At 69.0% G+C, this 26,414-nt stretch carries 22 protein-coding genes; 13 read left to right on the plus strand and 9 right to left on the minus strand.

Features of this window, described 5'->3' with window-relative positions; genetic code table 11:
• Nucleotides 1-136 precede the first annotated feature (136 nt).
• From STRCI_RS20700 to trxA, 7 genes are all read left to right on the plus strand, one after another.
• Complete coding sequence (locus tag STRCI_RS20700; protein ID WP_269660440.1) at nt 137-2,509, plus strand: DUF6049 family protein; 2,373 nt, start codon at nt 137-139, stop codon at nt 2,507-2,509.
• 44 nt (nt 2,510-2,553) lie between these two features.
• Complete coding sequence (gene murJ, locus STRCI_RS20705; RefSeq protein WP_269660441.1) at nt 2,554-4,824, plus strand: murein biosynthesis integral membrane protein MurJ; 2,271 nt, start codon at nt 2,554-2,556, stop codon at nt 4,822-4,824.
• A 118-nt stretch (nt 4,825-4,942) separates the two neighbouring features.
• Complete coding sequence (locus tag STRCI_RS20710; RefSeq protein ID WP_269660442.1) at nt 4,943-6,643, plus strand: protein kinase family protein; 1,701 nt, start codon at nt 4,943-4,945, stop codon at nt 6,641-6,643.
• A 107-nt stretch (nt 6,644-6,750) separates the two neighbouring features.
• Nucleotides 6,751-7,491, plus strand: a complete 741-nt coding sequence (sigM, locus tag STRCI_RS20715; RefSeq protein WP_269660443.1) for an RNA polymerase sigma factor SigM — start codon at nt 6,751-6,753, stop codon at nt 7,489-7,491.
• Nucleotides 7,488-8,426 (plus strand): anti-sigma factor, encoded by a 939-nt coding sequence (locus STRCI_RS20720; RefSeq protein WP_269660444.1) that lies wholly within the window; start codon nt 7,488-7,490, stop codon nt 8,424-8,426. Before sigM ends, STRCI_RS20720 begins: the two co-directional genes overlap by 4 nt.
• Before the next feature lie 182 nt (nt 8,427-8,608).
• Nucleotides 8,609-9,577, plus strand: coding sequence for a thioredoxin-disulfide reductase (trxB, locus tag STRCI_RS20725; RefSeq protein ID WP_269660445.1), 969 nt, complete (start codon nt 8,609-8,611; stop codon nt 9,575-9,577).
• 42 nt (nt 9,578-9,619) lie between these two features.
• Nucleotides 9,620-9,952, plus strand: a complete 333-nt coding sequence (gene trxA, locus STRCI_RS20730) for a thioredoxin (RefSeq protein WP_062707865.1) — start codon at nt 9,620-9,622, stop codon at nt 9,950-9,952.
• Nucleotides 9,953-10,040: 88 nt separating this feature from the next.
• On the opposite strand, the gene STRCI_RS20735 is transcribed toward trxA, so the two are convergent.
• From STRCI_RS20735 to rpmH, 9 genes are all read right to left on the minus strand, one after another.
• A complete protein-coding gene (locus STRCI_RS20735) occupies nt 10,041-10,658 on the minus strand; it encodes a GNAT family N-acetyltransferase (protein ID WP_269660446.1) in 618 nt (205 codons plus the stop codon).
• 320 nt (nt 10,659-10,978) lie between these two features.
• Nucleotides 10,979-12,079, minus strand: a complete 1,101-nt coding sequence (locus STRCI_RS20740; protein ID WP_269660447.1) for a ParB/RepB/Spo0J family partition protein — start codon at nt 12,077-12,079, stop codon at nt 10,979-10,981.
• Nucleotides 12,076-13,149 (minus strand): ParA family protein, encoded by a 1,074-nt coding sequence (locus STRCI_RS20745; RefSeq protein WP_269660448.1) that lies wholly within the window; start codon nt 13,147-13,149, stop codon nt 12,076-12,078. Before STRCI_RS20745 ends, STRCI_RS20740 begins: the two co-directional genes overlap by 4 nt.
• Before the next feature lie 265 nt (nt 13,150-13,414).
• Nucleotides 13,415-14,131, minus strand: a complete 717-nt coding sequence (gene rsmG / locus STRCI_RS20750) for a 16S rRNA (guanine(527)-N(7))-methyltransferase RsmG (RefSeq protein ID WP_269660449.1) — start codon at nt 14,129-14,131, stop codon at nt 13,415-13,417.
• Nucleotides 14,132-14,258: 127 nt separating this feature from the next.
• Nucleotides 14,259-14,771, minus strand: a complete 513-nt coding sequence (locus tag STRCI_RS20755; protein ID WP_015659255.1) for a Jag family protein — start codon at nt 14,769-14,771, stop codon at nt 14,259-14,261.
• A 15-nt stretch (nt 14,772-14,786) separates the two neighbouring features.
• A complete protein-coding gene (gene yidC / locus STRCI_RS20760; RefSeq protein ID WP_269660450.1) occupies nt 14,787-16,067 on the minus strand; it encodes a membrane protein insertase YidC in 1,281 nt (426 codons plus the stop codon).
• 3 nt (nt 16,068-16,070) lie between these two features.
• Nucleotides 16,071-16,424, minus strand: a complete 354-nt coding sequence (gene yidD / locus STRCI_RS20765) for a membrane protein insertion efficiency factor YidD (RefSeq protein WP_269660451.1) — start codon at nt 16,422-16,424, stop codon at nt 16,071-16,073.
• Nucleotides 16,421-16,792, minus strand: a complete 372-nt coding sequence (gene rnpA, locus STRCI_RS20770; protein ID WP_269660452.1) for a ribonuclease P protein component — start codon at nt 16,790-16,792, stop codon at nt 16,421-16,423. The genes yidD and rnpA overlap by 4 nt, the downstream gene beginning before the upstream one ends.
• A 21-nt stretch (nt 16,793-16,813) precedes the next feature.
• On the minus strand, nt 16,814-16,951 hold the full coding sequence (gene rpmH, locus STRCI_RS20775; RefSeq protein ID WP_015659252.1) for a 50S ribosomal protein L34: 138 nt from the start codon (nt 16,949-16,951) through the stop codon (nt 16,814-16,816).
• Between the two features lie 387 nt (nt 16,952-17,338).
• Between rpmH and dnaA the strand changes: the two genes are divergently transcribed.
• The 6 genes from dnaA to gyrB all read left to right on the plus strand — a co-directional run bounded on the left by dnaA (nt 17,339) and on the right by gyrB (nt 26,412).
• Nucleotides 17,339-19,267: a chromosomal replication initiator protein DnaA gene (dnaA, locus tag STRCI_RS20780; RefSeq protein ID WP_269660453.1), complete on the plus strand. Its 1,929-nt coding sequence runs from the start codon at nt 17,339-17,341 to the stop codon at nt 19,265-19,267.
• An 892-nt stretch (nt 19,268-20,159) separates the two neighbouring features.
• Nucleotides 20,160-21,290: a DNA polymerase III subunit beta gene (gene dnaN, locus STRCI_RS20785; protein ID WP_269660454.1), complete on the plus strand. Its 1,131-nt coding sequence runs from the start codon at nt 20,160-20,162 to the stop codon at nt 21,288-21,290.
• Nucleotides 21,291-21,419: 129 nt separating this feature from the next.
• Nucleotides 21,420-22,295: a phosphogluconate dehydrogenase (NAD(+)-dependent, decarboxylating) gene (gnd, locus tag STRCI_RS20790; protein ID WP_269660455.1), complete on the plus strand. Its 876-nt coding sequence runs from the start codon at nt 21,420-21,422 to the stop codon at nt 22,293-22,295.
• Between the two features lie 35 nt (nt 22,296-22,330).
• Entirely contained in the window at nt 22,331-23,452 is a 1,122-nt protein-coding gene (gene recF / locus STRCI_RS20795; protein ID WP_269660456.1) for a DNA replication/repair protein RecF, read from the plus strand.
• Entirely contained in the window at nt 23,449-23,979 is a 531-nt protein-coding gene (locus STRCI_RS20800) for a DciA family protein (RefSeq protein ID WP_015659247.1), read from the plus strand. Before recF ends, STRCI_RS20800 begins: the two co-directional genes overlap by 4 nt.
• A 387-nt stretch (nt 23,980-24,366) precedes the next feature.
• Nucleotides 24,367-26,412: a DNA topoisomerase (ATP-hydrolyzing) subunit B gene (gyrB, locus tag STRCI_RS20805; RefSeq protein ID WP_269660457.1), complete on the plus strand. Its 2,046-nt coding sequence runs from the start codon at nt 24,367-24,369 to the stop codon at nt 26,410-26,412.
• The last annotated feature ends 2 nt before the right edge of the window (nt 26,413-26,414 follow it).

A 26,414-nucleotide genomic window follows, 5' to 3' on the forward strand; every position in this document is an offset into this window, starting at 1 on the left:
GGCACATACAGGACAGCCCGGCAGCATGAGCCGATCTTGTGGCGCAGTCCGCGGCACTTCCCCTCAGCGCGCATCGTTACCATGCGTGGACGCACATTCCGACGACCACTGACGACGACGAGGGACGGGCGAGCGCGTGGCCGAGGCGGCAGACTTCCAGGGGACCAGTCCCTCACCTGCCCGCCGGTGGCTGCGGCGCACCGGGGCACTGCTCGCCGGTGCGCCCCTGCTGGCGGGTCTGCTCCAGCTGCCCGCGGCGTCCCCGGCCCAGGCCGCCGACACCGACGAGACGGTCGCCGTCTCCGTGAACTCCCTCACCCCGAGCGTCCCCACGGACGGCGACACCCTGACCGTGTCCGGCACGGTGACGAACAAGGGCAAGCAGGCGGTCACCGACGCCCAGGTGGACCTGCGCGTGGGCCAGGAGCTGATCACCCGCTCCGGCATCGACACCGCCGCCAAGGCCACCGGCTACCAGCCCGGCACCGACGGGCTCCCGCTCGGCGGGAAGTACCTCAAGAAGTTCGCCAAGCTCACCCCGGGCGTCGCGCAACCCTTCAGCATCTCCGTCCCCATCGACGAGCTGGAACTGGGCGGGAACGGCATCTACCAGCTCGCGGTCTCCCTGACCGGCGAGACGTCCACGCAGTCGTGGCCGCAGGTGCTGGGCGTCCAGCGGACCTTCCTGCCGTACCAGCCCGACGGGGCCGACACCAAGACCCGGACGACCGTCATGTGGCCGCTGATCTCCACCGTCCACATGACGGCGCAGACGGGATCCAACGAGTCGCAGACACCGGTCTTCCGCGACAACGACCTCATCGAGGAGATCAGGCCGGGCGGCCGCCTGGAGCAACTGGTGGCCCTCGGCAAGGACCTCGACATCACCTGGGTCGTCGACCCGGACCTGCTGGCCTCCGTCGACGCGATGACGCGCAACTACCGCGTCCAGTCCGAGGACGGCACCACGACCACCGCCGGTACCCGTGCCGACCAGGAGCTCGCCCGAGCGTGGCTCGCCCGGCTCCAGGACGCGGTGGCGGACAACGAGGTCGTCGCGCTGCCCTTCGCCGACCCCGATCTGGCCTCCCTCGCCCACAACGGCACGGCCGTCACCGGCTCGCTGGGCCACCTCAAGGAGGCGACCGACGTCGCCGCCGACACCGTCGAGTCGATCCTGCACGTGGAGCCGACGACCGACTTCGCCTGGCCGGTCGAGGGCGCCGTGGACCCGTCGATCGTCAAGGTGGCCACCTCCGCCGGCGCCGACAAGGTCCTCGCGCGCAGCGACAGCCTGGAGGAGACCGGCGGTCTGACCTACACGCCCTCCGCGGCCCGCCCCATCGGCGGTGGCACCACGGCGGTGGTGGCGGACGCACGGCTGTCCACGGCCTTCCAGGGCGACATGACGAGGGCATCCAGCTCGACGCTCGCCGTCCAGCGGTTCCTGGCGCAGAGCCTGGCGCTGAACCTCCAGACGGACGACCAGCGCAGCATCGTCGTCGCCCCGCAACGCATGCCGACGGCCGGGCAGGCCCGCACGCTGGCGGAGGCGGTCACGGCCCTCCAGAACGGCGGCTGGACCCAGTCCCAGGACCTCACGACGACCGCCACGGCCAAGCCCGACCCCGGCGCGACCACCAAGATCCCGTCGGCGTCCGCGTACCCCTCGGCGCTGCGCAAGCAGGAGCTGAAGCGGTCCGCCTTCGAGCAGATCGCGGCCACCCAGGCCAAGCTCGGCAAGTTCAAGGTCATCCTCAGCGACGAGTCCCGGGTCGTGACCCCCTTCGGCCGGGCCATGAACCGCGGGATGTCCACGTCCTGGCGCGGCCAGGCCACCGAGGCGGCCGCGTACCGCAACGGCGTCGAGAGCTACCTGGAGTCGCTGGCCGACCAGGTCTCCCTGATCGAGAAGTCCGAGACCAAGCTCTCCGGCCGCAGCGCCACGATCCCCGTGACTGTGCAGAACAACCTGGTGCAGGGCGTCGACAACCTGGTGCTGCGGCTCACCTCGACGAGCCCGAGGCGCCTGAAGATCGGCGGCGACGCCTACGAGGAGCAGCCGGTCGCGGTCTCCGGCGGGCACAGCCAGACGGTGAAGTTCACCACCTCCGCCGAGGCCAACGGCCAGGCCAAGGTGATCGCCCAGCTCTACACGGAGGACGGGCAGAAGTACGGCGACCCGGTGCGGTTCGATGTGAAGGTCACCGAGTTCACGGCCACGGTGATGCTGGTCATCGGCGGCGGCTTCCTCCTCCTCGTCCTCGCGGGCTTCCGGATGTACACCCAGCGCAAGCGCGCCGCCCGGCAGGCCCAGGAGAACGGTCCCGACGCCTCCGACGAGGCCGCGGACGACCCCGAGAATCCCGAGGACGCCGATGAGCGTCCGGCGCAGGAGTCCGGGCCCGGTACCGGGGCAGACGCCCCGGAGCAGCCGAGTGACCCGACACCGGACACCCCAGCGGAAAACGCCGACCCGTCCGGCACGGGTGAGAGAGTGGACCGTTGAGGATGTCGTGGCCGGTCGGCCCGGGACGATGAGGGTGGGTAACCATGAACGCGCCGTACGACGGTGACCGCGGCCAGGCCGCGGGCAGCCCGGGCTACCCCGACGGCCCGCCGCCCGAGCACGGCCAGGTACCGCCGCAGCCCCCCGCGGACATGTACCTCCAGGACGCCTACGACCAGGACCCCTACCGGGCACAGGACCTCTCGGCCCAGGACCCGGTCGCCGAGGCGCTCTACGACCGTTCCGCGCACCCCCCGCCGCCTCCGGGCAGCTACGCGCCTCAGCAGCCGTTGTACGCCCAGCCCCAGCAGTCGCCGTACGCCCCCGACCCGCATGTGTGGGCCCAGACCCCGGCGCCCGAGCCGGACGGCGCGACCCAGTACCTGCCCTACGGCGACGACCCGCGCACCACGCAGTACGTGGGCGTCGACGACCTGGTCACCCACTCCGCCGAGGAGCGCCACGAGCCGGACGCCTTCGCGCACCTGTTCAGGGACCAGCAGCAGGGCGGTGGCCGACCGCCGTACGAGTCCGCTTCGGTGCCGGGCCCGGCAGGGGAGCCCGCGCAGTACCAGCAGCCCCAGCCGGCCGCTCAGCCCGCCGCCGACGCGACCATGAACCTCGGCACCGCCCCGGTGCCTCCGCCCGCCTCGCCGGCTCCCTCGGCCGCCCCCGCGAAGAAGGGCGGGAAGGCAGCGGGCCTGCTGAAGTCCAGCGCGGTGATGGCGGCCGGCACGATGGTGTCCCGGCTCACCGGCTTCATCCGGTCCGCGCTGATCGTGTCGGCCCTCGGTGTGGGTCTGCTCGGTGACACCTTCCAGGTCGCCTACCAGCTGCCGACGATGATCTACATCCTGACCGTCGGCGGCGGTCTGAACTCCGTCTTCGTACCGCAGCTCGTGCGCGCCATGAAGGAGGACGACGACGGCGGCGAGGCGTACGCCAACCGGCTGCTCACCCTCGTGATGGTGGCCCTCGGCGCGCTCACCGTGCTCTCGGTTCTCGCCGCGCCGCTGCTGATCCGGATGCTCTCCAGCTCGGTCGCCGGCGACCCGGCGGCCAACGAGGTGGGCGTCACCTTCGTCCAGTACTTCCTGCCCTCGATCTTCTTCATGGGCATCCACGTGGTGATGGGTCAGATCCTCAACGCGCGCGGGAAGTTCGGCGCGATGATGTGGACCCCGGTCCTGAACAACATCGTCATCATCGTGACGCTCGGCATGTTCATGTGGGTCTACGGCACCGCCGCGGAATCCGGCATGCAGGTCACGAACATCCCGCCGGAGGGCCAGCGGCTCCTCGGGATCGGCGTCCTGCTCGGCCTCGTCGTACAGGCCCTGGCGATGATCCCGTACCTGCGCGAGACCGGGTTCCGGCTGCGGCTGCGCTTCGACTGGAAGGGCCACGGCCTCGGCAAGGCGGTCACGCTCGCCAAGTGGACCGTGCTGTTCGTCCTCGCCAACCAGGCCGGTGCGATCGTCGTCTCCCAGCTGTCCACCGCGGCGGGCAAGGACTCGCCCGTCGACGGCACGGGTTTCGCGGCCTACGCCAACGCCCAGCTGATCTGGGGTCTGCCCCAGGCCATCATCACCGTCTCGCTGATGGCCGCGCTGCTGCCGCGGCTGTCACGCTCGGCCGCCGAGGACGACGGCGGGGCCGTCCGCGACGACATCTCCCAGGGCCTGCGCACGACGGCCGTCGCGATCGTGCCGATCGCCTTCGGGTTCGTGGCCCTCGGCATCCCGATGTGCACCCTGATCTTCGGCTCCTCGGGCATCAGCGAAGCCACCAACATGGGCTTCATGCTGATGGCCTTCGGCCTCGGCCTGATCCCGTACTCCGTGCAGTACGTCGTCCTGCGCGCCTTCTACGCGTACGAGGACACCCGAACGCCCTTCTACAACACGGTCATCGTGGCCGCGGTCAACGCGGCCGCCTCCGCCGCCTGCTTCTTCCTGCTCCCGTCCCGCTGGGCCGTGGTCGGCATGGCCGCCTCCTACGGCCTCGCCTACGCGATCGGCGTGGGCGTCGCCTGGAGCCGGCTGCGCAAGCGGCTGGGCGGCGACCTGGACGGCGCGCGCGTGATGCGGACGTACGCCAGGCTCTGCATCGCCTCGGTCCCGGCGGCGCTGCTCAGCGGCGCGGCCTGCTACGGCATCGGGAACGCAATCGGCCAGGGCGTCGTCGGATCGTTGGCGGCCCTTGTCGTCGGTGGTGCCGTACTGCTCGGGATCTTCTTCGTGGCCGCCCGCAAGATGCGGATCCAGGAGCTGAACTCGCTGGTCGGGATGGTCCGTGGACGTCTGGGACGCTGAGCCCGGGGTACGCGCACAACCATCGTCCGCCATCGTGTGTCGTGCATAGCGGCGGACTGTGGGCACAATTGGTTTCGGCGTCTCAAAGAGCGCAACGAATGGGGAGGCAGGAGCGACGGTGGCGGAACGGAGCACGGCTGCCGTCGACGTGGCAGACAACAGCGGCGATGAGCCGCTGACCGCACAGGCGGACCAGTCCACGGCCGACGGGGTGGCCACGAATCGGGAGCGGGACACGGACACCGACGAGGCACAGGGGAGTGGCGGGACCGAGGGTTCCGAGAAGGCCTCACCACCCGAACTGCACAGCGGTCACAAGCTCGCCAGGCGGTACCGCCTGGAGGAGTGCGTCACCCGTCTGGACGGCTTCAGCAGTTGGCGTGCGGTGGACGAGAAGCTGCGGCGCGCCGTGGGCGTCCACCTCCTGCCCGCGGACCACTCACGGGCTCGCTCCGTCCTCGCCGCGGCCCGTTCCTCCGCTCTTCTCGGTGACCCCCGCTTCGTGCAGGTGCTGGACGCCGTGGAGGAGGACAACGTCGTCTATGTCGTCCACGAATGGCTGCCCGACGCCACCGAGCTGACCACCCTGCTGTCCGCCGGTCCGCTGGAGCCGTACGACGGCTACCAGATGGTCTCCCAGATCGCCGCCGCCATGGCCGCCGCGCACCGGGAGGGCCTCGCGCACCTGCGGCTGAACCCCAACGCGGTGCTGCGCACCTCGTCCGGGCAGTGGCGGATCCGCGGACTGGCCGTCAACGCCGCCCTGCGCGGCATCAGTTCGGACACCCCCCAGCGCACCGACACGGAGTCGATCGGCGCGCTGCTGTACGCGGCGCTCACCCAGCGCTGGCCGTACGAGAACGACGCCTACGGTCTGTCCGGGCTGCCCAAGGACATCGGTCCGATCGCCCCCGACCAGGTGCGGGCCGGTGTCCATCGCGGCCTGTCCGAGCTGTCGATGCGCGCGCTGGTCAACGACGGCGCGACCGCCTCCCGCCATGAGTCGGCGTGCACCACGCCGGAGGAACTGGTGAAGGCGATCAGCGAGATGCCCCGCATCCGCCCGCCGGAGCCGGCCTTCACCGCGCCCCCGGAGTACCAGCGCACGACGTACCAGCAGGGCACGTACGGCCGTCAGGCCCCGCACCCCAACGCCACCCAGCCGATCGCCGCCCCGCCGCCCCCGCTCCAGAGCCGCACCGGCCGAGCCCTGAAGTGGGCCGTCTCGGCCCTCCTCATCGCCGCCCTGGGGCTGGGCAGCTGGCAGCTGGCCGATGCGCTCATGGACCAGGGCAACAAGTCCGACGAGACCAACCAGACGCAGACGACGGACGGCGACGACAACAGCCCGAAGAAGCCGGCGGCGGGCAAGCCCATCGCGATCCAGGAAGCCCACGACTTCGACCCGTACGGCAGCGACGGTTCGGAGTACCCGGACGACGTGCCCAAGGCCTACGACGGCGACCCGAAGTCGTACTGGCAGACCAGCTACTACGAAGGCGCCAACCTCGGAAATCTGAAGTCCGGCGTCGGCCTCATCCTCGACCTCGGCAAGTCCCAGCAGGTCGGCAACGTGACGGTCAGCTTCATGGGCAGTACGTCCGTCGAGCTCCGCACGGCTTCCGGTGACGACGGTGTGATGCCGACGTCGTTCGAGAGCTACAGCAAGGTCGCCGAGGGCTCGGGCACGACGGTGACGCTCAAGCCGGACAAGGACCTCAACTCCCGGTATCTGCTGGTGTGGCTGACCGAGCTGCCCATACAGGCGGACGACGGCAAGTGGCGCGGCAGGGTCATGGACATCAAGGTGACCAGCTGACGTCCTGAGCCGACCCGTTCCGGCACGGTGTGGCATTCTGTCGCTCAGGCTTACGAGTCGGGTTGACAGCGTCACGGTTGCCTCCCCTAGGGAGTCGGGGGATATGTGTGGATAGCGGATCGAGCCGAGCCGATCTGTCGGACGCCGATCTTCTGGCGCGCCATGTCTCGGGTGACAAGGACGCCTTTGGTGAGATCGTGCGCCGTCACCGCGACCGCCTCTGGGCCGTCGCCCTGCGCACGCTGGGCGACCGCGAGGAGGCCGCTGACGCCGTTCAGGACGCGCTGGTCTCCGCTTACCGGGCCGCCCATACCTTCCGCGGCCAGTCGGCCGTCACGACCTGGCTGCACCGGATCACGGTGAACGCCTGTCTCGACCGGGCGCGTAAGGCGGCCTCCCGGAAGACGTCCCCCGTCGATGACACCGAGCGGCTGGAACAGCTTCTGGAGCCGCATGAGTCGGCTTCGGCTCCGGCCGAGCGCAATGATCTGCACCGGCAGTTGCTGGAGGCGCTCGGCACGCTTCCGCCCGATCAGCGGGCCGCGCTCGTCCTGGTCGACATGCAGGGGTACCCCGTCGCCGAAGCGGCCCAGCTCCTCGATGTGCCCACCGGAACGGTGAAGAGCCGGTGCGCGCGAGGCAGAGCCAGACTGCTCCCGCTCCTCACCCATCTGCGGCCGGAAAACGCCGGTGGCGGCAAGGAGGCGAGCGAGCGACGGAACCGCACGGAGGGGACATCCGTCCCACCGGCAGCGGGTCCGCAGGGCGCGAGTCCGCGTGGAGCCGGTCCCGGGGACTCCGGGCCCAATGATTCAGCTGCTGTGAAGGGCGGAGGTGGGCGAGCGTGACGTCGACGACAGACACGGCCGGGCACCCGGACGTCACCGAGCTCTCCGACCTCACCGAGGGCCTGCTGCCCGCGTCCCGCGGCGCGGACGTACGTCGGCATCTGGAGGCGTGCGAGCTGTGTGCGGACGTCTACGCGTCGCTGGAGGAGATCCAGGGACTGCTCGGAACCCTGCCGGGCCCACCGAGGATGCCCGCCGATGTCGCGGGACGGATCGACGCCGCCCTCGCCGCGGAGGCGCTGCTGAGCGCCACGGCTCCCGCAGGTACAGAGCCGCAGGGAACAGAGCCGGAGGCCGTCAAGAGCGTCAGCGCCGGCGAGCGCTCCGACGACGACACGCACACGCGTGTTTCACGTGAAACATCGGGCACCGCCGCCCGCCCCGTGGGCCATGCCCGCTCTTCCACCACCGGCCCCGGCCGCAAGCAGCACCGACGCGGCGGGCGCCGACGCGTCGCCGTCCTCGGCACCGTCTTCACGGTGGCCGCCCTGGGACTCGGTTCCGTGCTGCTGTCCTCCCTCAACGACAGCTCCGACTCCGAGGGCGACGGCGGCCAGGCCCATGCCTCGGACACCTTCGCCGCGAGCACTCTGGAGCGGCAGGTCTCCGATCTCCTCGCCCAGAAGTCCACGGGCGAGGAGCGCAGTCCGCGGAGCAGCGTGGGCATGAACTCCGCTCCCGGAACCCGGGAGCCTCAGGTCTTCAAGCAGCCCACGGTTCCGGGCTGCGTCCTGGAAGGCATCGGACGCGAGGATGGCGCCCTCGCCACCGAGGAGGGCACCTACCAGGGCACCAATGCCCTGCTCGTGGTGCTGCCCGATGCCGACGACACCAGCCGGGTCACCGCCTACATCATGGACAGCGCCTGCGTGAGCGATCCGTCCGTGGGCAAGGCCGAGGTGCTGCTGAAGCACACCTATACCCGCACCTCCTGAACACCTGCTCACTCCGCGGACGCTTCGTCTCCGTCCCGCTCGGTAGGCGCTACGGTGTCGCCCCTTCGTGTGCCCGGACACAGCGGGAATGCACGCCCCTTAGGATCCGTTGGGTGGGGTGAGAGTTCTGAAAGGGGCTCCCGCCGGACCTATGACGCAGTCCAGAGACGAGGAATCAAGCCGTGAGCGACGTCCGTAACGTGATCATCATCGGCTCCGGGCCCGCCGGCTACACGGCGGCGCTCTACACCGCGCGCGCGTCGCTGAAGCCGCTGGTGTTCGAGGGCGCCGTCACCGCCGGTGGCGCGCTGATGAACACCACCGAGGTCGAGAACTTCCCCGGCTTCCAGGACGGCATCATGGGCCCCGAGCTCATGGACAACATGCGCGGCCAGGCCGAGCGCTTCGGCGCCGAGCTCATCCCGGACGACATCGTCTCCGTGGACCTCTCCGGCGAGATCAAGACCGTCACCGACACCGCGGGCACCGTCCACCGCGCGAAGGCCGTCATCGTCACCACCGGCTCCCAGCACCGCAAGCTCGGCCTCCCCAACGAGGACGCGCTGTCCGGCCGCGGTGTCTCCTGGTGCGCCACCTGTGACGGGTTCTTCTTCAAGGACCAGGACATCGCCGTGATCGGCGGCGGCGACACCGCGATGGAGGAGGCCACCTTCCTCTCGCGCTTCGCCAAGTCCGTGACGATCGTCCACCGCCGCGACAGCCTGCGCGCCTCCAAGGCCATGCAGGACCGCGCCTTCGCCGACCCGAAGATCAAGTTCGTCTGGGACAGCGAGGTCGCCGAGGTCCAGGGCAACCAGAAGCTCTCGGGTCTGAAGCTGCGCAACGTCAAGACCGGCGAGCTCTCCGACCTTCCGGTGACCGGCCTGTTCATCGCGATCGGCCACGACCCGCGCACCGAACTCTTCAAGGGCCAGCTGGAGCTGGACGAGGAGGGCTACCTCAAGGTCGAAGCACCGTCCACCCGCACCAACCTCACCGGTGTCTTCGGCGCCGGCGACGTGGTGGACCACACCTACCGCCAGGCGATCACCGCGGCCGGTACCGGCTGCTCCGCCGCCCTCGACGCCGAGCGTTTCCTCGCCGCCCTCGCGGACGAGGAGAACGCCGCGTCCGAGAAGACGACCGTCTGACACCCCACCCGCCCCACGCACCAACCAGTTAAGGAGCCCGCAGTGGCCGGCACCCTGAAGAACGTGACCGACGACTCCTTCGAGCAGGACGTCCTCAAGAGCGACAAGCCCGTCCTGGTGGACTTCTGGGCCGCCTGGTGCGGTCCGTGCCGCCAGATCGCGCCGTCTCTTGAGGCCATTGCCGCCGAGTACGGCGACAAGATCGAGATCGTCAAGCTGAACATCGACGAGAACCCGGGTACGGCCGCCAAGTACGGCGTCATGTCCATCCCGACGCTGAACGTCTACCACAACGGCGAGGTCGCCAAGACGATCGTCGGCGCGAAGCCGAAGGCCGCGATCGTCCGCGACCTTGAGGACTTCATCGCCGAGTAGCGGACTCCGTCGCCGAGCAGGCGATGTTTCACGTGAAACACGAATGGGCCAACCCCTTGGGGTTGGCCCATTCGCATGAGGGAGCGCATCACAGAGGCCGCAGCACTGGCTCCTTCTGTACGGCCCCCAGCAGCCGGTCGAGCGCCATCTCCACGTCTTCCTTCCAGGAGAGCGTCGTGCGCAGCTCCAGCCTCAGCCTCGGGTATGTGGGATGGGGCCGTACCGTCTTGAAGCCCACCGCCAGCAGATGATCGGCGGGAAGCACACACGCGGGCTCCTTCCAGCGCGCGTCCCCGAACGCCTCGATCGCCTTGAAGCCCCGCCGCAACAGATCCTTGGCGACCGTCTGGACCATCACCCGCCCCAGCCCCTGCCCCTGGTACCCCGGCATGATGAACGCCGTCATCAGCTGCACGGCATCGGGCGAGACGGGGCTCGTGGGAAACGCGGTCGAGCGGGGGACGTAGGCCGGAGGCGCGTACAGCACGAAGCCCACGGGGACGTCATCGACGTAGACGACCCGGCCGCAGGACCCCCAGTCCAGCAGGACGGCGGAGATCCAGGATTCCTTCTCCAGCGCCGGAGTGCCGGCGGTTACCGCGGCTTTGCCGCTGACTGGATCCAGTTCCCAGAAGACACACGTCCGGCAACGCTGGGGAAGGTCTTGAAGGTTGTCCAGCGTGAGCGGTACGAGCCGACGCCCCATGAAGGCTGATCCTCGCTTCCCTCGCCCGCTGCGTCACGGGCGGCTGTCAGGGCGTTCCTCTCCCTGAGCAGGCTGCCGACGAATCCGCCGACCGCGCCCAGACCCAGGCCCGCGCTCACCAGTCCGGTCCGGCTCACCGTTCGCATGGCCCCCGCCTCCCCTAAGAGGTGTCGCCAGGTGGATGCGCCATACCCGATCGCATCGTATCCACGATGCGATCGCCTCGGAACCGCCAGAAAGCAAAGGGCGGGCCGTGTTCCGGTACTCACCGGACACGGCCCGCCCTTTGTCGGTCGGCCAACGGCACAGGGCCCTCGAGGTCAGTCCTCAGAGTCCTCCGCGCCGTCCTCCATGAGGCTCTTCTGGAGAGCGAGCCGCTCGCCCGGGGCGAGGGTGTTCAGGATCCGCTCCAGATCCTCCGGCGAGGCGAACTCGACGGTGATCTTGCCCTTCTTCTGGCCCAGCTCGACCTTCACCCGTGTCTCGAAGCGGTCCGAGAGCCGGGTCGCCAGGTCGGTCAGCGCCGGGGAGACCCGGGCACCGGCCCGCGGCCCCTTGGCCCTCGGCGCCTTCTGCGCCCGGGAGCCCATCAAGGTGACGATCTCCTCGACGGACCGGACGGAGAGACCCTCGGCCACCACCCGGTAGGCCAGCCGCTCCTGCTCCTCGGGGTCCTCCACGGAGAGCAGCGCCCGTGCGTGCCCGGCGGAGAGGACGCCTGCCGCCACCCGGTTCTGCACCTTCGGCGAGAGCTTCAGCAGACGCAGGGTGTTGGAGACCTGCGGGCGGGACCGGCCGATGCGGTCCGCCAGCTGGTCGTGCGTGCAGTTGAAGTCCTTCAGCAACTGGTCGTAGGCGGCGGCCTCTTCCAGCGGGTTCAGCTGGGCGCGGTGCAGGTTCTCCAGCAGCGCGTCCAGGAGGAGCTTCTCGTCGTCCGTGGCCCGCACGATCGCCGGGATCGCTTCCAGGCCAGCCTCACGGCAGGCCCGCCAGCGCCGCTCGCCCATGATGAGCTCGTAGCGCCCGGGGCCCAACTGACGTACGACGACCGGCTGGAGGAGGCCGACCTCCTGGATGGAGGTGATGAGCTCCTGCAGCGCGTCCTCGTCGAAGACCTCACGCGGCTGGCGCGGGTTGGGGCTGATGGAATCGAGGGGAATCTCGGCGAAGTGAGCACCCATGGGGGGCGGGGGCACGTCCGCCGCGCCGTTCAGCGACGGCTCCTCGGTTTCATGTGAAACCGGCGGCAGGGCGGCCACCTTCGCCGCGGCCACGCCACGCTCGGTGGTCAGCACGGGCACCGCCGCCGGCGACGCGGCCGGGGCACCTCCCGCCGCGGCCGGAGCCGCCGTACTGTCCGCCGGACCAGGGATCAGCGCGCCCAGGCCACGGCCCAGACCAATCCTCCGTCGCTCGCTCACTGGATCCCCTCCACCATGCTCGGGTCGCTCTGGGCGCCGATGTGGGCGTGCGTCGCGTCGTAGCTGACGCCGACACCCCTCAGCGCGATTTCTCGTGCCGCCTCAAGATAGGACAGCGCACCGCTGGATCCGGGATCGTACGTCAGCACCGTCTGTCCATAGCTCGGCGCCTCGGAGATACGGACCGAGCGGGGGATGCTCGTCCGCAGCACCTCCTCACCGAAGTGGCTGCGCACCTCGTCCGCGACCTGGGACGCCAGACGCGTCCGGCCGTCGTACATGGTGAGCAGGATCGTCGATACATGCAGGGTCGGGTTGAGGTGACCCCGCACCAGGTCGACATTGCGCAGCAGCTGCCCCAGGCCCTCCAGCGCGTAGTACTCGCACTGGATCGGGATCAGGACCTCCTGACCGGCCACCAGCGCGTTGACCGTCAGCAGGCCGAGCGAGGGCGGGCAGTCGATGAGGATGTAGTCCAGGGGCTGCTCATAGGCCTGAATGGCCCGCTGAAGCCGGCTCTCACGGGCCACCAGGGACACCAGCTCGATCTCCGCACCGGCGAGATCGATCGTGGCGGGGGCGCAGAAGAGACCCTCGACATCGGGAACGGGCTGGACGACTTCCGCGAGCGGCCTGCTCTCGACCAGCACGTCGTAGATCGACGGGACCTCGGCGTGATGGTCGATGCCCAGGGCGGTGGACGCGTTGCCCTGGGGGTCGAGGTCGATCACCAGGACACGGGCGCCGTGCAACGCCAGCGACGCGGCAAGGTTGACGGTCGTGGTCGTCTTGCCCACGCCACCCTTCTGGTTGGCGACCACCATGACCCGGGTCTGTTCGGGTCGTGGGAGACCCTCCCCGGCACGGCCGAGAGCCTCTACCGCCAGTTGGGCGGCACGACCGATGGGAGTGTCGTCCATCGGGGGCGGTGTTTCACGTGAAACATCCTCCCCCATCGACTCGGTACGGGGACCGGGGACCGGATCGGTCATCGGTCCCGCGATGTTGGCGTCGGACCGCAAGGATTCACTCTCCTCGACTTCAGGCTCGCAATGAACAGAGCCTCCCATGCCTTCGGGGTCGTGAACCAGTGAGCCCTGTCGTTCTGTGGAGAAATCCACCTCTGTGGACAACTCCGTTACCTCTCCGAGAGACCCGAGAGGCTTCCGGTCACGCGGTTCGGCCGCGGCGCGGCCACGGCTGATGATGCCGTGCAGCAGTGAGCGACGTTTCACGTGAAACACGATGCCGAGTGGCACCGGCCATCACCGCGCGACACTCCGAGATGCATAGGTTTGGCAGCTTGTGTGGAGTACGTCTCGTCCGCAGGACAGATCAGCGTCGCCGACGCGCCCGCCCCGTCCGGGCCGCCTTCGCACGCTTCGCCGCGAAGCGCACACCGCCGGGGCTCTCCCCGACCTCCACGCGCACAACCGTCGACAGCGGATCCACGACGCCCTCACCGACATGCAGGATGGACGTCCCCACCGCGCCGAGCTTGCTCAGTGCCGTGGCCGAGCTCTTCAGCTCCTCCTCGGCGGTGTCGCCCTTCAGCGCGAGCATCTCGCCGTAGGGACGCAGCAGCGGGATGCCCCAGGTGGCGAGCCGGTCCAGCGGGGCCACGGCGCGTGCCGTCACCACATGGACCGGCTGGAGCTTGCCCATGACCTCCTCGGCACGGCCACGGACGACCGTCACATGGTCCAGGCCCAGCAGCTCGACGACTTCGGTCAGGAAGGTCGTCCGCCGCAGCAGCGGCTCCAGCAACGTGATCTTCAGGTCCTCCCGGACCAGGGCCAGCGGAATGCCGGGCAGCCCCGCACCGGAGCCGACATCGCACACCGTCACCCCCTCGGGTACGACCTCCGAGAGCACGGCACAGTTCAGCAGATGCCGCTCCCACAGCCGGGGCACCTCGCGCGGCCCGATCAGACCGCGCTGGACGCCCGCCTCCGCGAGCAGCTCCGCGTATCGGACCGCGTCCGAGAAGCGATCACCGAACACCTCACGCGCCTGTTCGGGCGCGGGGGGAAGCTCCGCTGCCTCCGTCACGGGGGACCGTCCTTCCGTACTGTGTCGGCACACCCGGGCGCCGACACCAGAACCACCAGAACTATCAGGCTGACAAAGTTCGGCCCCGCCTGCCGGGCAGACGGGGCCGGAGGAACGTACGGACCGATCAGGCGGGCAGCACGACGACGAAGCGCTGCGGCTCCTCGCCCTCGGACTCGCTGCGCAGACCCGCGGCCTTGACCGCGTCGTGCACGACCTTGCGCTCGAACGGGGTCATCGGCTTCAGCTTCACCGGCTCACCGGTGTTCTTCACGTCCGCCGCGGCCTTGGCGCCGAGCTCCGAGAGCTCGGCACGCTTCTTGGCGCGGTAACCGGCGATGTCCAGCATCAGCCGGCTGCGGTCGCCGGTCTCCCGGTGCACGGCCAGGCGCGTGAGCTCCTGGAGCGCCTCCAGCACCTCACCGTCACGGCCGACCAGCTTCTGGAGGTCACGGCCGCCCGAGTCGCTGATGATCGAGACAGCGGCGCGGTCGGCCTCGACGTCCATGTCGATGTCGCCGTCGAGATCGGCGATGTCGAGCAGACCTTCGAGGTAGTCCGCCGCGATCTCGCCCTCCTGCTCCAGGCGGGTCAGGGTGTCTGCACCCTCGGCAGCGGCGGAGGTGGTGCCTTCCGTCACGGGATGGACTCCTTCTTACTTCTTGGACGGGGACTTGGGCCGCTGCGGACCCTTGCGCTGTCCGGACTGGGCCTTGCTGCGGGTACCGGCGCCGGACTTCTTCGCGGCGGAGGGCTTGGCGTCCACCGGGGCGTCGTCCTTGCTCAGCGACGTCTTGGCGTCGGACGTGGCATCGGACTTCGCCTCCGGCTCACCGGCCGCCTTCGTAGCGCCGGACTGCCGCTGGGACTTGCTCTGCCGCTTGGGCTGCTGGCGCCTGGGAACCGCCGTGGGCGTGCCGTCCTCGGTCGCGACGGCGGCGGGCGTCTCGCCCTTCACCACAGTGCCGTCCGTCTGCGCGGCGAGACCCGCCTTGTTCAGGCCGTTGATGAACTTGCGCTCGTACTCGTTGCGGTCACGGCCCTTGGCGACGATCGCCTTGATGATGTTGCGCTCACCACGCCGACGGACCTTGCCCTGGTGCGTGACGTGCTTGGTCAGGCGCTCCAGGTAGGCGGCCTGAGCCTTGGACCCCGGGGTCGGGTTGTTGCGGATGACGTACATCTGCTGGCCCATGGTCCACACGTTGGTGGTCAGCCAGTAGACGAGGACACCGACCGGGAAGTTGATGCCGAAGACGGCGAACATGACCGGGAAGATGTACATCAGCATCTTCTGCTGCTGCATGAACGGCGTCTTCACCGTGGTGTCGACGTTCTTCGTCATCAGCTGGCGCTGCGTGTAGAACTGCGACGCCGACATCAGGATGATCATGATCGCGGTGACGACACGGACGTCGGTGATCGTGGAACCGAGCGCCTCGACCTTGGCCGCGCTGTCCGTGAACTTCGACGCGAGCGGCGCGCCGAAGATGTGCGCCTGCTGCGCGCTCTCCAGCAGCCGGTCGTTGATGACGCCGACCTTCTCGTTGTTCGCGATGCTGTTGAGCACGTGGTACAGGGCGAAGAAGAACGGCGACTGCGCCAGGATGGGAAGGCACGAGGAGAGCGGGTTGGTGCCCGTCTCCTTGTACAGCTTCATCATCTCTTCGGACTGACGCTGCTTGTCGTTCTTGTAGCGCTCCTGGATCTTCTTCATCTCGGGCTGGAGCGTCTGCATGGCCCGGGTCGCCTTGATCTGCTTCACGAAGAGCGGGATCAGGCAGATACGAATCAGGATCACCAAGGACACGATGGACAGGCCCCAGGCCCACCCGGTGTCATCGCCGAAGATGGCGCCGTACACCGTGTGGAACTGGACGATGACCCAGGAGACTGGTGTCGTGATGAAGCTGAAGAGGCTGGCAATCGTGTCCACTAATCATGCTCCTTGGGCATGGGACGGGGTCTCTGCGGCCGGGCTCGAAGACACAGTGCCTTCGGTGGCCGATTCGGCGGCGGAGGGCCCGCCCTTGCGTGCGCGCCATGCGCCCCGCAGCAGCTCGTGCCATCGCGGGCGCTTGCGCGGCGGGACATGATCCACACCGCCCAGCGACCACGGATTGCAGCGCAGGATGCGCCAGGCCGTGAGCGCCGTGCCCTTGATCGCACCGTGCCGGTCGATGGCTGTGTAGCCGTAGTGGGAACACGATGGGTAGTACTTGCACACCGGCCCGAGCAACGGGCTGATGGTCCACTGGTAGATCTTGATCAGAGCCAGCAGCGGGTACTTCATCGCGCGCCCCCTCCCAGCAGCCGCTGCAGAGCGGCATCCAGGTCTCGGGCCAGCTGTGCATGGTCGGCGTCACCCGCACCGGGCAGCGCTCGTACGACTACCAGGCTACCGGGGGGAAAGACGTCGACTCGATCGCGCACCAGATGGCGAAGCTTGCGCTTCACCTTGTTGCGCACGACCGCACCACCGACAGCCTTGCTGACAACGAAACCCGCACGCGTCGGGGGAGCGCTCTCCCCAGGCGCGTGCGGGTCCGTGGCACCGCTACGAAGGTGGACGACGAGAGTCGGGCGTCCGGCCCGGCGTCCTCGTCGTACCGCGGTCGCGAAGTCCTCGCGCCGCCTCAGCCGGTTCTCGGTGGGCAGCACGACGGCATGACCTGACCGGGATCAGGCGGACAGGCTCGCGCGACCCTTGGCACGACGGTTCGCGAGAATCGCGCGGCCGGCACGGGTGCGCATCCGCAGGCGGAAGCCGTGGGTCTTCGCGCGACGACGGTTGTTCGGCTGGAAGGTGCGCTTGCTCACTCGGGGGCTCCAGAAATCAAATCGGTGGTGGCGGGTGCCGTCCTGGCTGTCACCGTGCGCCCACGAGTAGCTCGCAGTTACGCCCGAGTGCACCGCTTCCCGATCACCGGTTCACCCCCGCCGTGGCGGGGACGTGATCTTGTGCCCATCGGAGGCAGGCGGCAGCAGCCATCGACAACTCGACCTGGTTACGGTACGCGGGGCTACGCCATCCGGTCAAACCAGGGGTCACCGGGAGACACTATCCACAGCCTGGGGACAACAACTTGAACCGCACCCGTCGCCCTGACTACCGTGGCTGAACTCCGATTCGCCCGTCCCACCCGATTTGAATCCCGACCCGTCCCACCATCACACGTTCGTGGGACCCGTGAGAGAGCGTGCCCTGTGGCTGACGTACCTGCCGATCTTGCCGCAGTGTGGCCACGAGTACTCGAGCAGCTCCTCGGCGAGGGCCGCGGCCAGGGTGTCGAGGCGAAGGACGAGCACTGGATCCGCCGCTGCCAGCCGCTGGCGCTCGTCGCGGACACCGCCCTGCTCGCCGTACCGAACGAGTTTGCGAAGGGCGTACTGGAAGGCCGGCTCGCCCCGATCGTCAGCGAGACCCTGAGCCGCGAATGCGGCCGCCCGATCCGGATCGCGATCACCGTCGACGACTCCGCCGGCGAGCCCCCGGCCCCGCCGGCACCCGCCTCCCGCCCCCAGCCGCGCTACGAGGAGCCCGAACTCCCCTCCGGCCAGTACGAGAGCTACGGCCGCCACCGCGGCGCCGACGGCGACGCCTACCCCTCCCGGCCCGACCAGGGCGACCAGCTCCCCACCGCCCGGCCCGCCTACCCCGGCGAGTACCAGCGCCCCGAACCCGGCGCCTGGCCGCGCCCGCAGCAGGACGAGTACAGCTGGCAGCAGCAGCGCCTCGGCTTCCCCGAGCGCGACCCCTACGCGAGCCCCCAGGACACCTACGGCCAGGACACCTACGGCCAGCCGCCGCAGGACTACCGCCCGCAAGCCATGGACCGCCCCTCTTACGACGGCCAGCGCGGCGACTACGACAGCCCGCGCCCGGACTACGACAAGCCGCGCGGCGACTACGACCAGGGCCGCTCCGACTACGACCAGCGCGACGCCCGCCGAGAGCTGCCCGAGTCCGCCACCGGCCCGGGCCCCGGCGGCCCCGGCCCCGCCCACCGCGGCGGACCGGCCGCCCCCTCGCTGCCCTCCTCCAGCGGCGCCCCCGGCCCCCTGGCCGCGCAGCCCGCGCCCGCCACCGGACCGGGCGAACCGACCGCGCGCCTGAACCCGAAGTACCTCTTCGACACCTTCGTGATCGGAGCGTCGAACCGTTTCGCCCACGCGGCCGCGGTCGCCGTCGCCGAGGCGCCCGCGAAGGCGTACAACCCCCTCTTCATCTATGGGGAGTCCGGACTCGGCAAGACGCACCTGCTGCACGCGATCGGGCACTACGCGCGGAGCCTCTACCCCGGCACGCGCGTGCGCTACGTGAGCTCGGAGGAGTTCACCAACGAGTTCATCAACTCCATCCGCGACGGCAAGGGCGACAGCTTCCGCAAGCGGTACCGCGAGATGGACATCCTGCTCGTCGACGACATCCAGTTCCTCGCGGACAAGGAGTCGACGCAGGAGGAGTTCTTCCACACCTTCAACACCCTCCACAACGCCAACAAGCAGATCGTGCTCTCCAGCGACCGGCCGCCCAAGCAGCTGGTCACGCTGGAGGACCGGCTGCGCAACCGGTTCGAGTGGGGACTGATCACCGACGTCCAGCCGCCCGAGCTGGAGACGCGGATCGCGATCCTGCGCAAGAAGGCGGTGCAGGAGCAGCTCAACGCCCCGCCGGAGGTGCTGGAGTTCATCGCCTCCCGGATCTCGCGCAACATCCGCGAGCTGGAGGGCGCGCTGATCCGGGTGACGGCGTTCGCCTCGCTCAACCGGCAGCCGGTGGACCTGGGCCTGACGGAGATCGTCCTCAAGGACCTGATCCCGGGCGGCGACGACTCGGCCCCGGAGATCACCTCCACGGCCATCATGAGCGCCACCGCCGACTACTTCGGCCTCACCGTCGAGGACCTGTGCGGCACCTCGCGCGGGCGGGCGCTGGTGACGGCCCGCCAGATCGCCATGTACCTCTGCCGTGAGCTGACGGACCTCTCCCTGCCGAAGATCGGCGCCCTCTTCGGCGGCCGCGACCACACCACGGTCATGCACGCCGACCGCAAGATCCGCAATCTGATGGCCGAGCGGCGCTCCATCTACAACCAGGTCACCGAGCTCACCAACCGCATCAAGAACGGCTGACAGCCGCTTCTGCACGGCGTCCAGGGCGCCCTCCGGAGTCGATCCGGGGGCGCCCTTCGTCATGCGGGGGCGGTTGTGGGGCATCGCCGCGGCGCCGGCCGACGCCGCCCGGTGTTCGATTACTCGCCGGGTTACGGCCACTCTCCACAGATTCGGGGACTTTCTTCCGTCCACATCCTGGGGACTGCCGAGTTGTCCAGATAGTGTCCACAGGCTGTGCTGTTGAAAGACCATCAGCCCAGCTCAGCCGCCTGTGGATTCGTGGACGAAGGATCTCCACAGGTTGTGGACAACGAACTGATCCACAGGCTGTGCAGAAAGTTGTCCACCGACAACCCACAGGCTGGGGGGAGTTGTCCCCAGCGATCCCCAGCTTCTCCACATCACTGTCCACTGTTCGGCAACGTGACGCGCCTTCTCACCGAGTCGAGTGAAAGGCGTCACACAAAGGTGCCGGCTTGGGCTGTGGGAAACATGGGTAAAGCTGGGGACGCCGCTGGGGACAACTCACCTCAGCCTGTGCATGGAGTGTGCAGAACTTTCTGTTCTCCACAGAAACACCAGGTTGTCCACTGCCTCCGCCCACAGGGCCGGTGGATAAAATTCCCGCCCTGAGCTGGGCAAACGAGGTTATCCACGGTTTCCACAGCCCCTACTACTACTCCCAACTAGAGAGAGCTGGGATTTCGTTTCGAAGGGGGCCCTGTGCACAACTCGCCGTCCGGCTCCCGGCTGCCCCTCGTCACGACTTGACCCCGAGCGGCACCTACTGTCAGTGCCGTGCGTCAGACTGTTCCCCGGTGGCCTTCCCCTCACAGGGACAGACGACACCGAGACAGACGACGAAGCCAGGCAGGGCGAGAAGCGCCGGCAACAGCAGGAGGCGGCAACAGTGAAGATCCGGGTGGAACGCGACGTACTCGCGGAGGCCGTGGCCTGGGCGGCGCGCAGCCTCCCGGCCCGCCCGCCGGCGCCTGTCCTCGCCGGCCTGCTGCTGAAGGCCGAGGACGGTCAGCTGAGCCTGTCCGGCTTCGACTACGAGGTCTCCGCGCGGGTCTCGGTGGACGCCGAGGTCGAGGAGGAGGGCACGGTCCTCGTCTCCGGCCGGCTGCTCGCCGACATCTGCCGCGCGCTGCCCAACCGGCCGGTGGAGATTTCCACAGACGGTGTACGGGCGAGCGTGGTCTGCGGTTCCTCGCGATTCACACTCCACACCCTGCCTGTGGAGGAGTACCCGGCGCTGCCGCAGATGCCTTCGGCGACCGGCACGGTTCCCGGTGAGGTCTTCGCCTCCGCCGCCTCCCAGGTCGCGATCGCCGCGGGCCGGGACGACACCCTGCCGGTGCTCACGGGTGTGCGCATCGAGATCGAGGGCGACCGGGTCACCCTGGCCTCCACCGACCGGTACCGCTTCGCGGTCCGTGAGTTCCTGTGGAAGCCGGAGAACCCGGAGGCCTCCGCGGTGGCCCTGGTGCCCGCGAAGACGCTGCTGGACACCGCCAAGGCGCTGACCAGCGGTGACAGCGTGACGCTGGCGCTGTCCGGGTCCGGTGCCGGTGAGGGTCTGATCGGTTTCGAGGGCGCGGGGCGGCGTACGACGACCCGGCTGCTCGAAGGTGATCTGCCGAAGTACCGGACGCTCTTCCCGACCGAGTTCAACTCGGTCGCGGTGATCGAGACGGCGCCCTTCGTGGAGGCCGTGAAGCGTGTGGCGCTGGTGGCGGAGCGGAACACGCCGGTGCGGCTGAGCTTCGAGCAGGGTGTGCTGATCCTGGAGGCCGGTTCCAGCGACGACGCACAGGCTGTGGAGCGTGTGGACGCGCAGCTGGAGGGCGACGACATCTCGATCGCCTTCAACCCGACCTTCCTGCTGGACGGCCTGAGCGCGATCGACTCCCCGGTGGCCCAGCTGTCGTTCACCACGTCCACCAAGCCGGCGCTGCTGAGCGGCAAGCCCGCGCTGGACGCCGAGGCGGACGAAGCCTACAAGTACCTGATCATGCCGGTCCGCCTCAGCGGCTGAGCGGCAACACCGCAGGTCGGGGCATACGTTTGAGCGCGTATGCCCACAGGTGTGCGTGACCGTCCGGGTTTAGGCTCGGACGTAGGTACCACGGTGCCACTCACGCCACAGCAACTTAAGGAACAACTGATGGAGCTCGGTCTCGTCGGCCTCGGCAAGATGGGTGGCAACATGCGCGAGCGGATCCGCCGCGCGGGCCACACCGTCGTCGGATACGACCGCAACCCGGACCTCGCGGATGTCCACAGCCTGGAAGAGCTTGTGGGCAAGCTCAAGGGCCCGCGCGTGGTCTGGGTGATGGTCCCGGCCGGTGCCGCCACCCAGTCGACCGTCGACGAGCTCGCCGAGCTGCTGGAGCCCGGTGACGTCGTCGTGGACGGCGGGAACTCGCGCTGGACGGACGACGAGAAGCACGCCGAGGAGCTGGCCGCCAAGGGCATCGGCTTCGTGGACTGCGGTGTCTCCGGCGGCGTCTGGGGCCTGGAGAACGGCTACGCGCTGATGTACGGCGGCGACGCGGAGAACGTCGCCAAGGTGCAGCCGGTCTTCGACGCGCTCAAGCCCGAGGGCGACTTCGGCTCGGTGCACGCGGGCAAGGTCGGCGCGGGGCACTTCGCGAAGATGGTCCACAACGGCATCGAGTACGCCATGATGCAGGCCTACGCCGAGGGCTGGGAGCTGCTGGAGAAGGTCGACTCGGTGACGGACGTCCGGGAGGTCTTCCGCTCCTGGCAGGAGGGCACGGTCATCCGTTCCTGGCTGCTGGACCTGGCGGTCAACGCCCTCGACGAGGACGAGCACCTGGACAAGCTGCGCGGTTATGCACAGGACTCCGGCGAGGGCCGCTGGACTGTGGAAGCCGCCATCGACAACGCCGTACCGCTCCCGGCGATCACGGCGTCGCTGTTCGCGCGGTTCGCGTCCCGTCAGGACGACTCTCCGCAGATGAAGATGATCGCGGCGCTGCGGAACCAGTTCGGCGGTCACGCGGTCGAGAAGAAGTAAGCACCCGGACACTGGGGGAGGTCGGCGAAACAACCATGCACGTCACGCATCTGTCGCTGGCCGACTTCCGCTCGTACGCCCGGGTCGAAGTTCCGCTCGACCCGGGCGTCACCGCCTTCGTGGGCCCCAATGGCCAGGGCAAGACCAATCTCGTCGAGGCCGTCGGCTATCTCGCCACCCTTGGCAGCCATCGCGTCGCCTCCGACGCCCCGCTGGTGCGCATGGGCGCCGACCGCGCGGTGATCCGGGCGCAGGTCCGCCAGGGCGAGCGGCAGCAGCTGGTGGAGCTGGAACTGAACCCGGGCAAGTCCAACCGCGCCCGGATCAACAGGTCCTCGCAGGTCAGACCGCGGGACATCCTGGGGATCGTGCGGACGGTGCTGTTCGCGCCGGAGGACCTGGCCCTGGTCAAGGGCGACCCCGGCGAGCGCCGCCGGTTCCTGGACGAGCTGATCACCGCGCGCTCCCCGCGCATGGCGGGCGTGCGCTCCGACTACGACCGGGTCCTCAAGCAGCGCAACACCCTGCTGAAGACGGCCGCGCTGGCCCGTAGGCACGGTGGCCGCTCGATGGACCTGTCCACTCTCGACGTCTGGGACCAGCACCTCGCGCGCGCGGGCGCCGAACTGCTCGCCCAGCGCCTGGACCTGATCGCCACGCTCCAGCCGCTGGCGGACAAGGCCTACGAGCAACTCGCACCCGGCGGCGGCCCGCTGGCGCTGGAGTACAAGCCGTCCGCGCCCGGTGAGGCGCACACGCGCGAGGATCTGTACGGGCAGCTGACGGCCGCGCTGGAGGATGCCCGGAAGCAGGAGATCGAGCGGGGCGTCACCCTCGTAGGGCCGCATCGGGACGATCTGCTGCTCAAGCTCGGGCAGTTGCCCGCCAAGGGGTACGCCTCACACGGCGAGTCCTGGTCGTACGCGCTGGCGCTGCGGCTCGCCTCGTACGACCTGCTGCGTGCCGAGGGCAATGAGCCGGTGCTGGTGCTCGACGATGTGTTCGCCGAGCTGGACACCCGGCGCCGGGAGCGGCTGGCCGAGCTGGTCGCGCCCGGGGAGCAGGTGCTGGTGACGGCGGCGGTCGACGACGATGTGCCGCATGTGCTGGCGGGGGCGCGGTACGCCGTGTCCGAGGGGACGGTGGAGCGCGTATGACCGCCGAGGAGCCGAAGAAGTCCCCCGAGCCGTCCGGTGTCGACCTGGCGCGCGTGGCGCTCAGGGCGGCCAAGGAGCAGGCACGCGCGCGTGGGGACGCGCAGCAGCAGAAGAAGCAGGCGCGCCGCGGTGGCGGTCTGCGCTCCGGTGCGCGCGCCGACGGCCGTGACCCCATGGCGCTCGGCGCCGCCATCAACCGGCTGATCACCGAGCGCGGCTGGGAGACGCCGGCCGCGGTGGGCGGTGTGATGGGCCGCTGGCCGCAGATCGTGGGCCCGGATCTGGCGAAGCACTGTGTGCCGGTGACGTACGACGAGGACGAGCGGGTGCTGGTCGTACGCTGCGACTCGACGGCTTGGGCGACCAATCTGCGGCTGCTCGCGCCGCAGCTGGTGGCGCGGCTGAACGAGGATCTCGGGCACGGCACGGTCCGGGCGATCAAGGTGCTGGGTCCCGGTGGCCCCGAGCGCCGCTACGGCCCCTTGAGGGCCCCGGGCAGCACCGGCCCCGGCGATACCTACGGGTGACGTACATCACGTGAGCTGGGCGGGAGGCGTCCCGTTCGCACGCCTGTGCGCGGTTGTGCGTGCCCTCGCGCGGGCTACCTGACTCCCAAGTAGCAAAGGGTTGACACCCCGAAGCGCTGAGTGCCGCTGTGAGCCTCTTGGAGCCCCGCTCCGTATATGGGGACCCGGAAGAGACCGGTTGAGGGCGGCACATGAGGACTCAGGTACCGGCAAACCCCCATCACTGTCGGCGCTACCGGTAGACTGGAAGCCAATCCCGCCCCAAACGTGGGGACCGCCCGGGAAACGCTGAGCAACGCTGATCAAGGCTTACCAACGCAACATGCCGCAGCCGCTCCGGCAACCTGCCGACGAGCCTGGCTCGTGCTGTGCCAGAAAGGGCGCTTCGTGGCCGATTCCGGCAACCCCAACGAGAACATCCCGTCCACCGACGCCGTGGCAGGCGTACCCGAGGCAGGTGCCACGGCGTACGACGCGAGTGCCATCACCGTCCTCGAGGGTCTGGACGCGGTTCGCAAGCGACCCGGTATGTACATCGGTTCGACCGGCGAGCGCGGCCTGCACCACCTCGTGCAGGAGGTCGTCGACAACTCCGTCGACGAGGCGCTGGCGGGGCACGCGGACACGATCGACGTGACGATCCTCGCCGACGGCGGTGTCCGGGTCGTCGACAACGGCCGTGGCATCCCGGTGGGCATCGTGCCGTCCGAGGGCAAGCCGGCCCTTGAGGTCGTGCTGACCGTGCTGCACGCGGGCGGCAAGTTCGGCGGCGGCGGCTACGCGGTCTCCGGCGGTCTGCACGGCGTCGGCGTCTCCGTGGTGAACGCCCTGTCGACGAAGGTCGCCGTCGAGGTCAGGACCGACGGCCACCGCTGGACGCAGGACTACAAGCTCGGCGTCCCGACCGCCCCGCTGGCCAAGCACGAGGCCACCGAGGAGCACGGCACCTCGGTCTCCTTCTGGGCCGACCCGGACATCTTCGAGACCACCGACTACTCCTTCGAGACGCTCTCGCGGCGCTTCCAGGAGATGGCGTTCCTCAACAAGGGCCTGCGCATCAACCTCACCGACGAGCGTGAGTCGGCGAAGGCCACGGCCGGTGCGGACGAGGCGGGCGAGGACGAGAAGCACGACGTCAAGACGGTCTCGTACCACTACGAGGGCGGCATCGTCGACTTCGTGAAGTACCTCAACTCCCGCAAGGGGGACGTGGTGCACCCCACCGTCATCGACCTGGAGGCGGAGGACAAGGACAAGCTCCTGTCCCTCGAGGTCGCGATGCAGTGGAACAGCGGCTACAACGAGGGCGTCTACTCGTTCGCCAACATCATCCACACCCATGAGGGCGGCACCCACGAAGAGGGTTTCCGCGCGGCTCTGACGAGCCTGATCAACAAGTACGCGCGCGACAAGAAGCTGCTGCGCGAGAAGGACGACAACCTCACGGGTGACGACATCCGCGAGGGTCTGACCGCGATCATCTCGGTGAAGCTGAGCGAGCCGCAGTTCGAGGGCCAGACCAAGACCAAGCTGGGCAACACCGAGGTCAAGACCTTCGTGCAGAAGGTCGTCTACGAGCACCTCGCGGACTGGCTGGACCGTAACCCGAACGAGGCCGCGGACATCATCCGCAAGGGCATCCAGGCGGCCACCGCGCGCGTGGCGGCCCGCAAGGCCCGCGATCTGACGCGTCGCAAGGGCCTGCTGGAGTCGGCGTCGCTGCCGGGCAAGCTGAGCGACTGCCAGTCCAACGACCCGACCAAGTGCGAGATCTTCATCGTCGAGGGTGACTCCGCCGGCGGTTCGGCCAAGTCCGGCCGCAACCCGCAGTACCAGGCGATCCTCCCGATCCGAGGCAAGATCCTCAACGTCGAGAAGGCGCGGATCGACAAGATCCTCCAGAACCAGGAGATCCAGGCGCTGATCTCCGCGTTCGGCACGGGTGTGCACGAGGACTTCGACATCGAGAAGCTCCGCTATCACAAGATCATCCTGATGGCGGACGCCGACGTCGACGGCCAGCACATCAACACCCTGCTGCTGACCTTCCTGTTCCGCTTCATGCGGCCGCTGGTCGAGGCCGGTCACGTGTTCCTGTCGCGTCCTCCGCTCTACAAGATCAAGTGGGGCCGGGACGATGTGGAGTACGCGTACTCCGACCGCGAGCGCGACGCGCTGCTGGAGATGGGCCGCCAGCGCGGCAAGCGGGTCCGTGAGGACTCCATCCAGCGCTTCAAGGGTCTCGGTGAGATGAACGCCGAAGAGCTGCGCGTGACCACCATGGACGTCGAGCACCGCGTTCTCGGCCAGGTCACCCTCGACGACGCCGCACAGGCCGACGACCTGTTCTCGGTCCTGATGGGCGAGGACGTCGAGGCCCGCCGCGCGTTCATCCAGCGCAACGCCAAGGACGTCCGCTTCCTCGACATCTGAGT

This window comes from Streptomyces cinnabarinus (assembly GCF_027270315.1).
Taxonomy (GTDB): Bacteria; Actinomycetota; Actinomycetes; order Streptomycetales; family Streptomycetaceae; genus Streptomyces; species Streptomyces cinnabarinus.

Bases quoted from the DNA above. Each gene is read 5' to 3' on its own strand.
- murJ (WP_269660441.1), top strand. From the start codon at position 2,554: ATGAACGCGCCGTACGACGGTGACCGCGGCCAGGCCGCGGGCAGCCCG.
- STRCI_RS20735 (WP_269660446.1), bottom strand. From the start codon at position 10,658: ATGGGGCGTCGGCTCGTACCGCTCACGCTGGACAACCTTCAAGACCTT.
- STRCI_RS20745 (WP_269660448.1), bottom strand. From the start codon at position 13,149: ATGGGAGGCTCTGTTCATTGCGAGCCTGAAGTCGAGGAGAGTGAATCC.
- yidD (WP_269660451.1), bottom strand. From the start codon at position 16,424: ATGAAGTACCCGCTGCTGGCTCTGATCAAGATCTACCAGTGGACCATC.
- gnd (WP_269660455.1), top strand. From the start codon at position 21,420: ATGGAGCTCGGTCTCGTCGGCCTCGGCAAGATGGGTGGCAACATGCGC.
- recF (WP_269660456.1), top strand. From the start codon at position 22,331: ATGCACGTCACGCATCTGTCGCTGGCCGACTTCCGCTCGTACGCCCGG.
- STRCI_RS20800 (WP_015659247.1), top strand. From the start codon at position 23,449: ATGACCGCCGAGGAGCCGAAGAAGTCCCCCGAGCCGTCCGGTGTCGAC.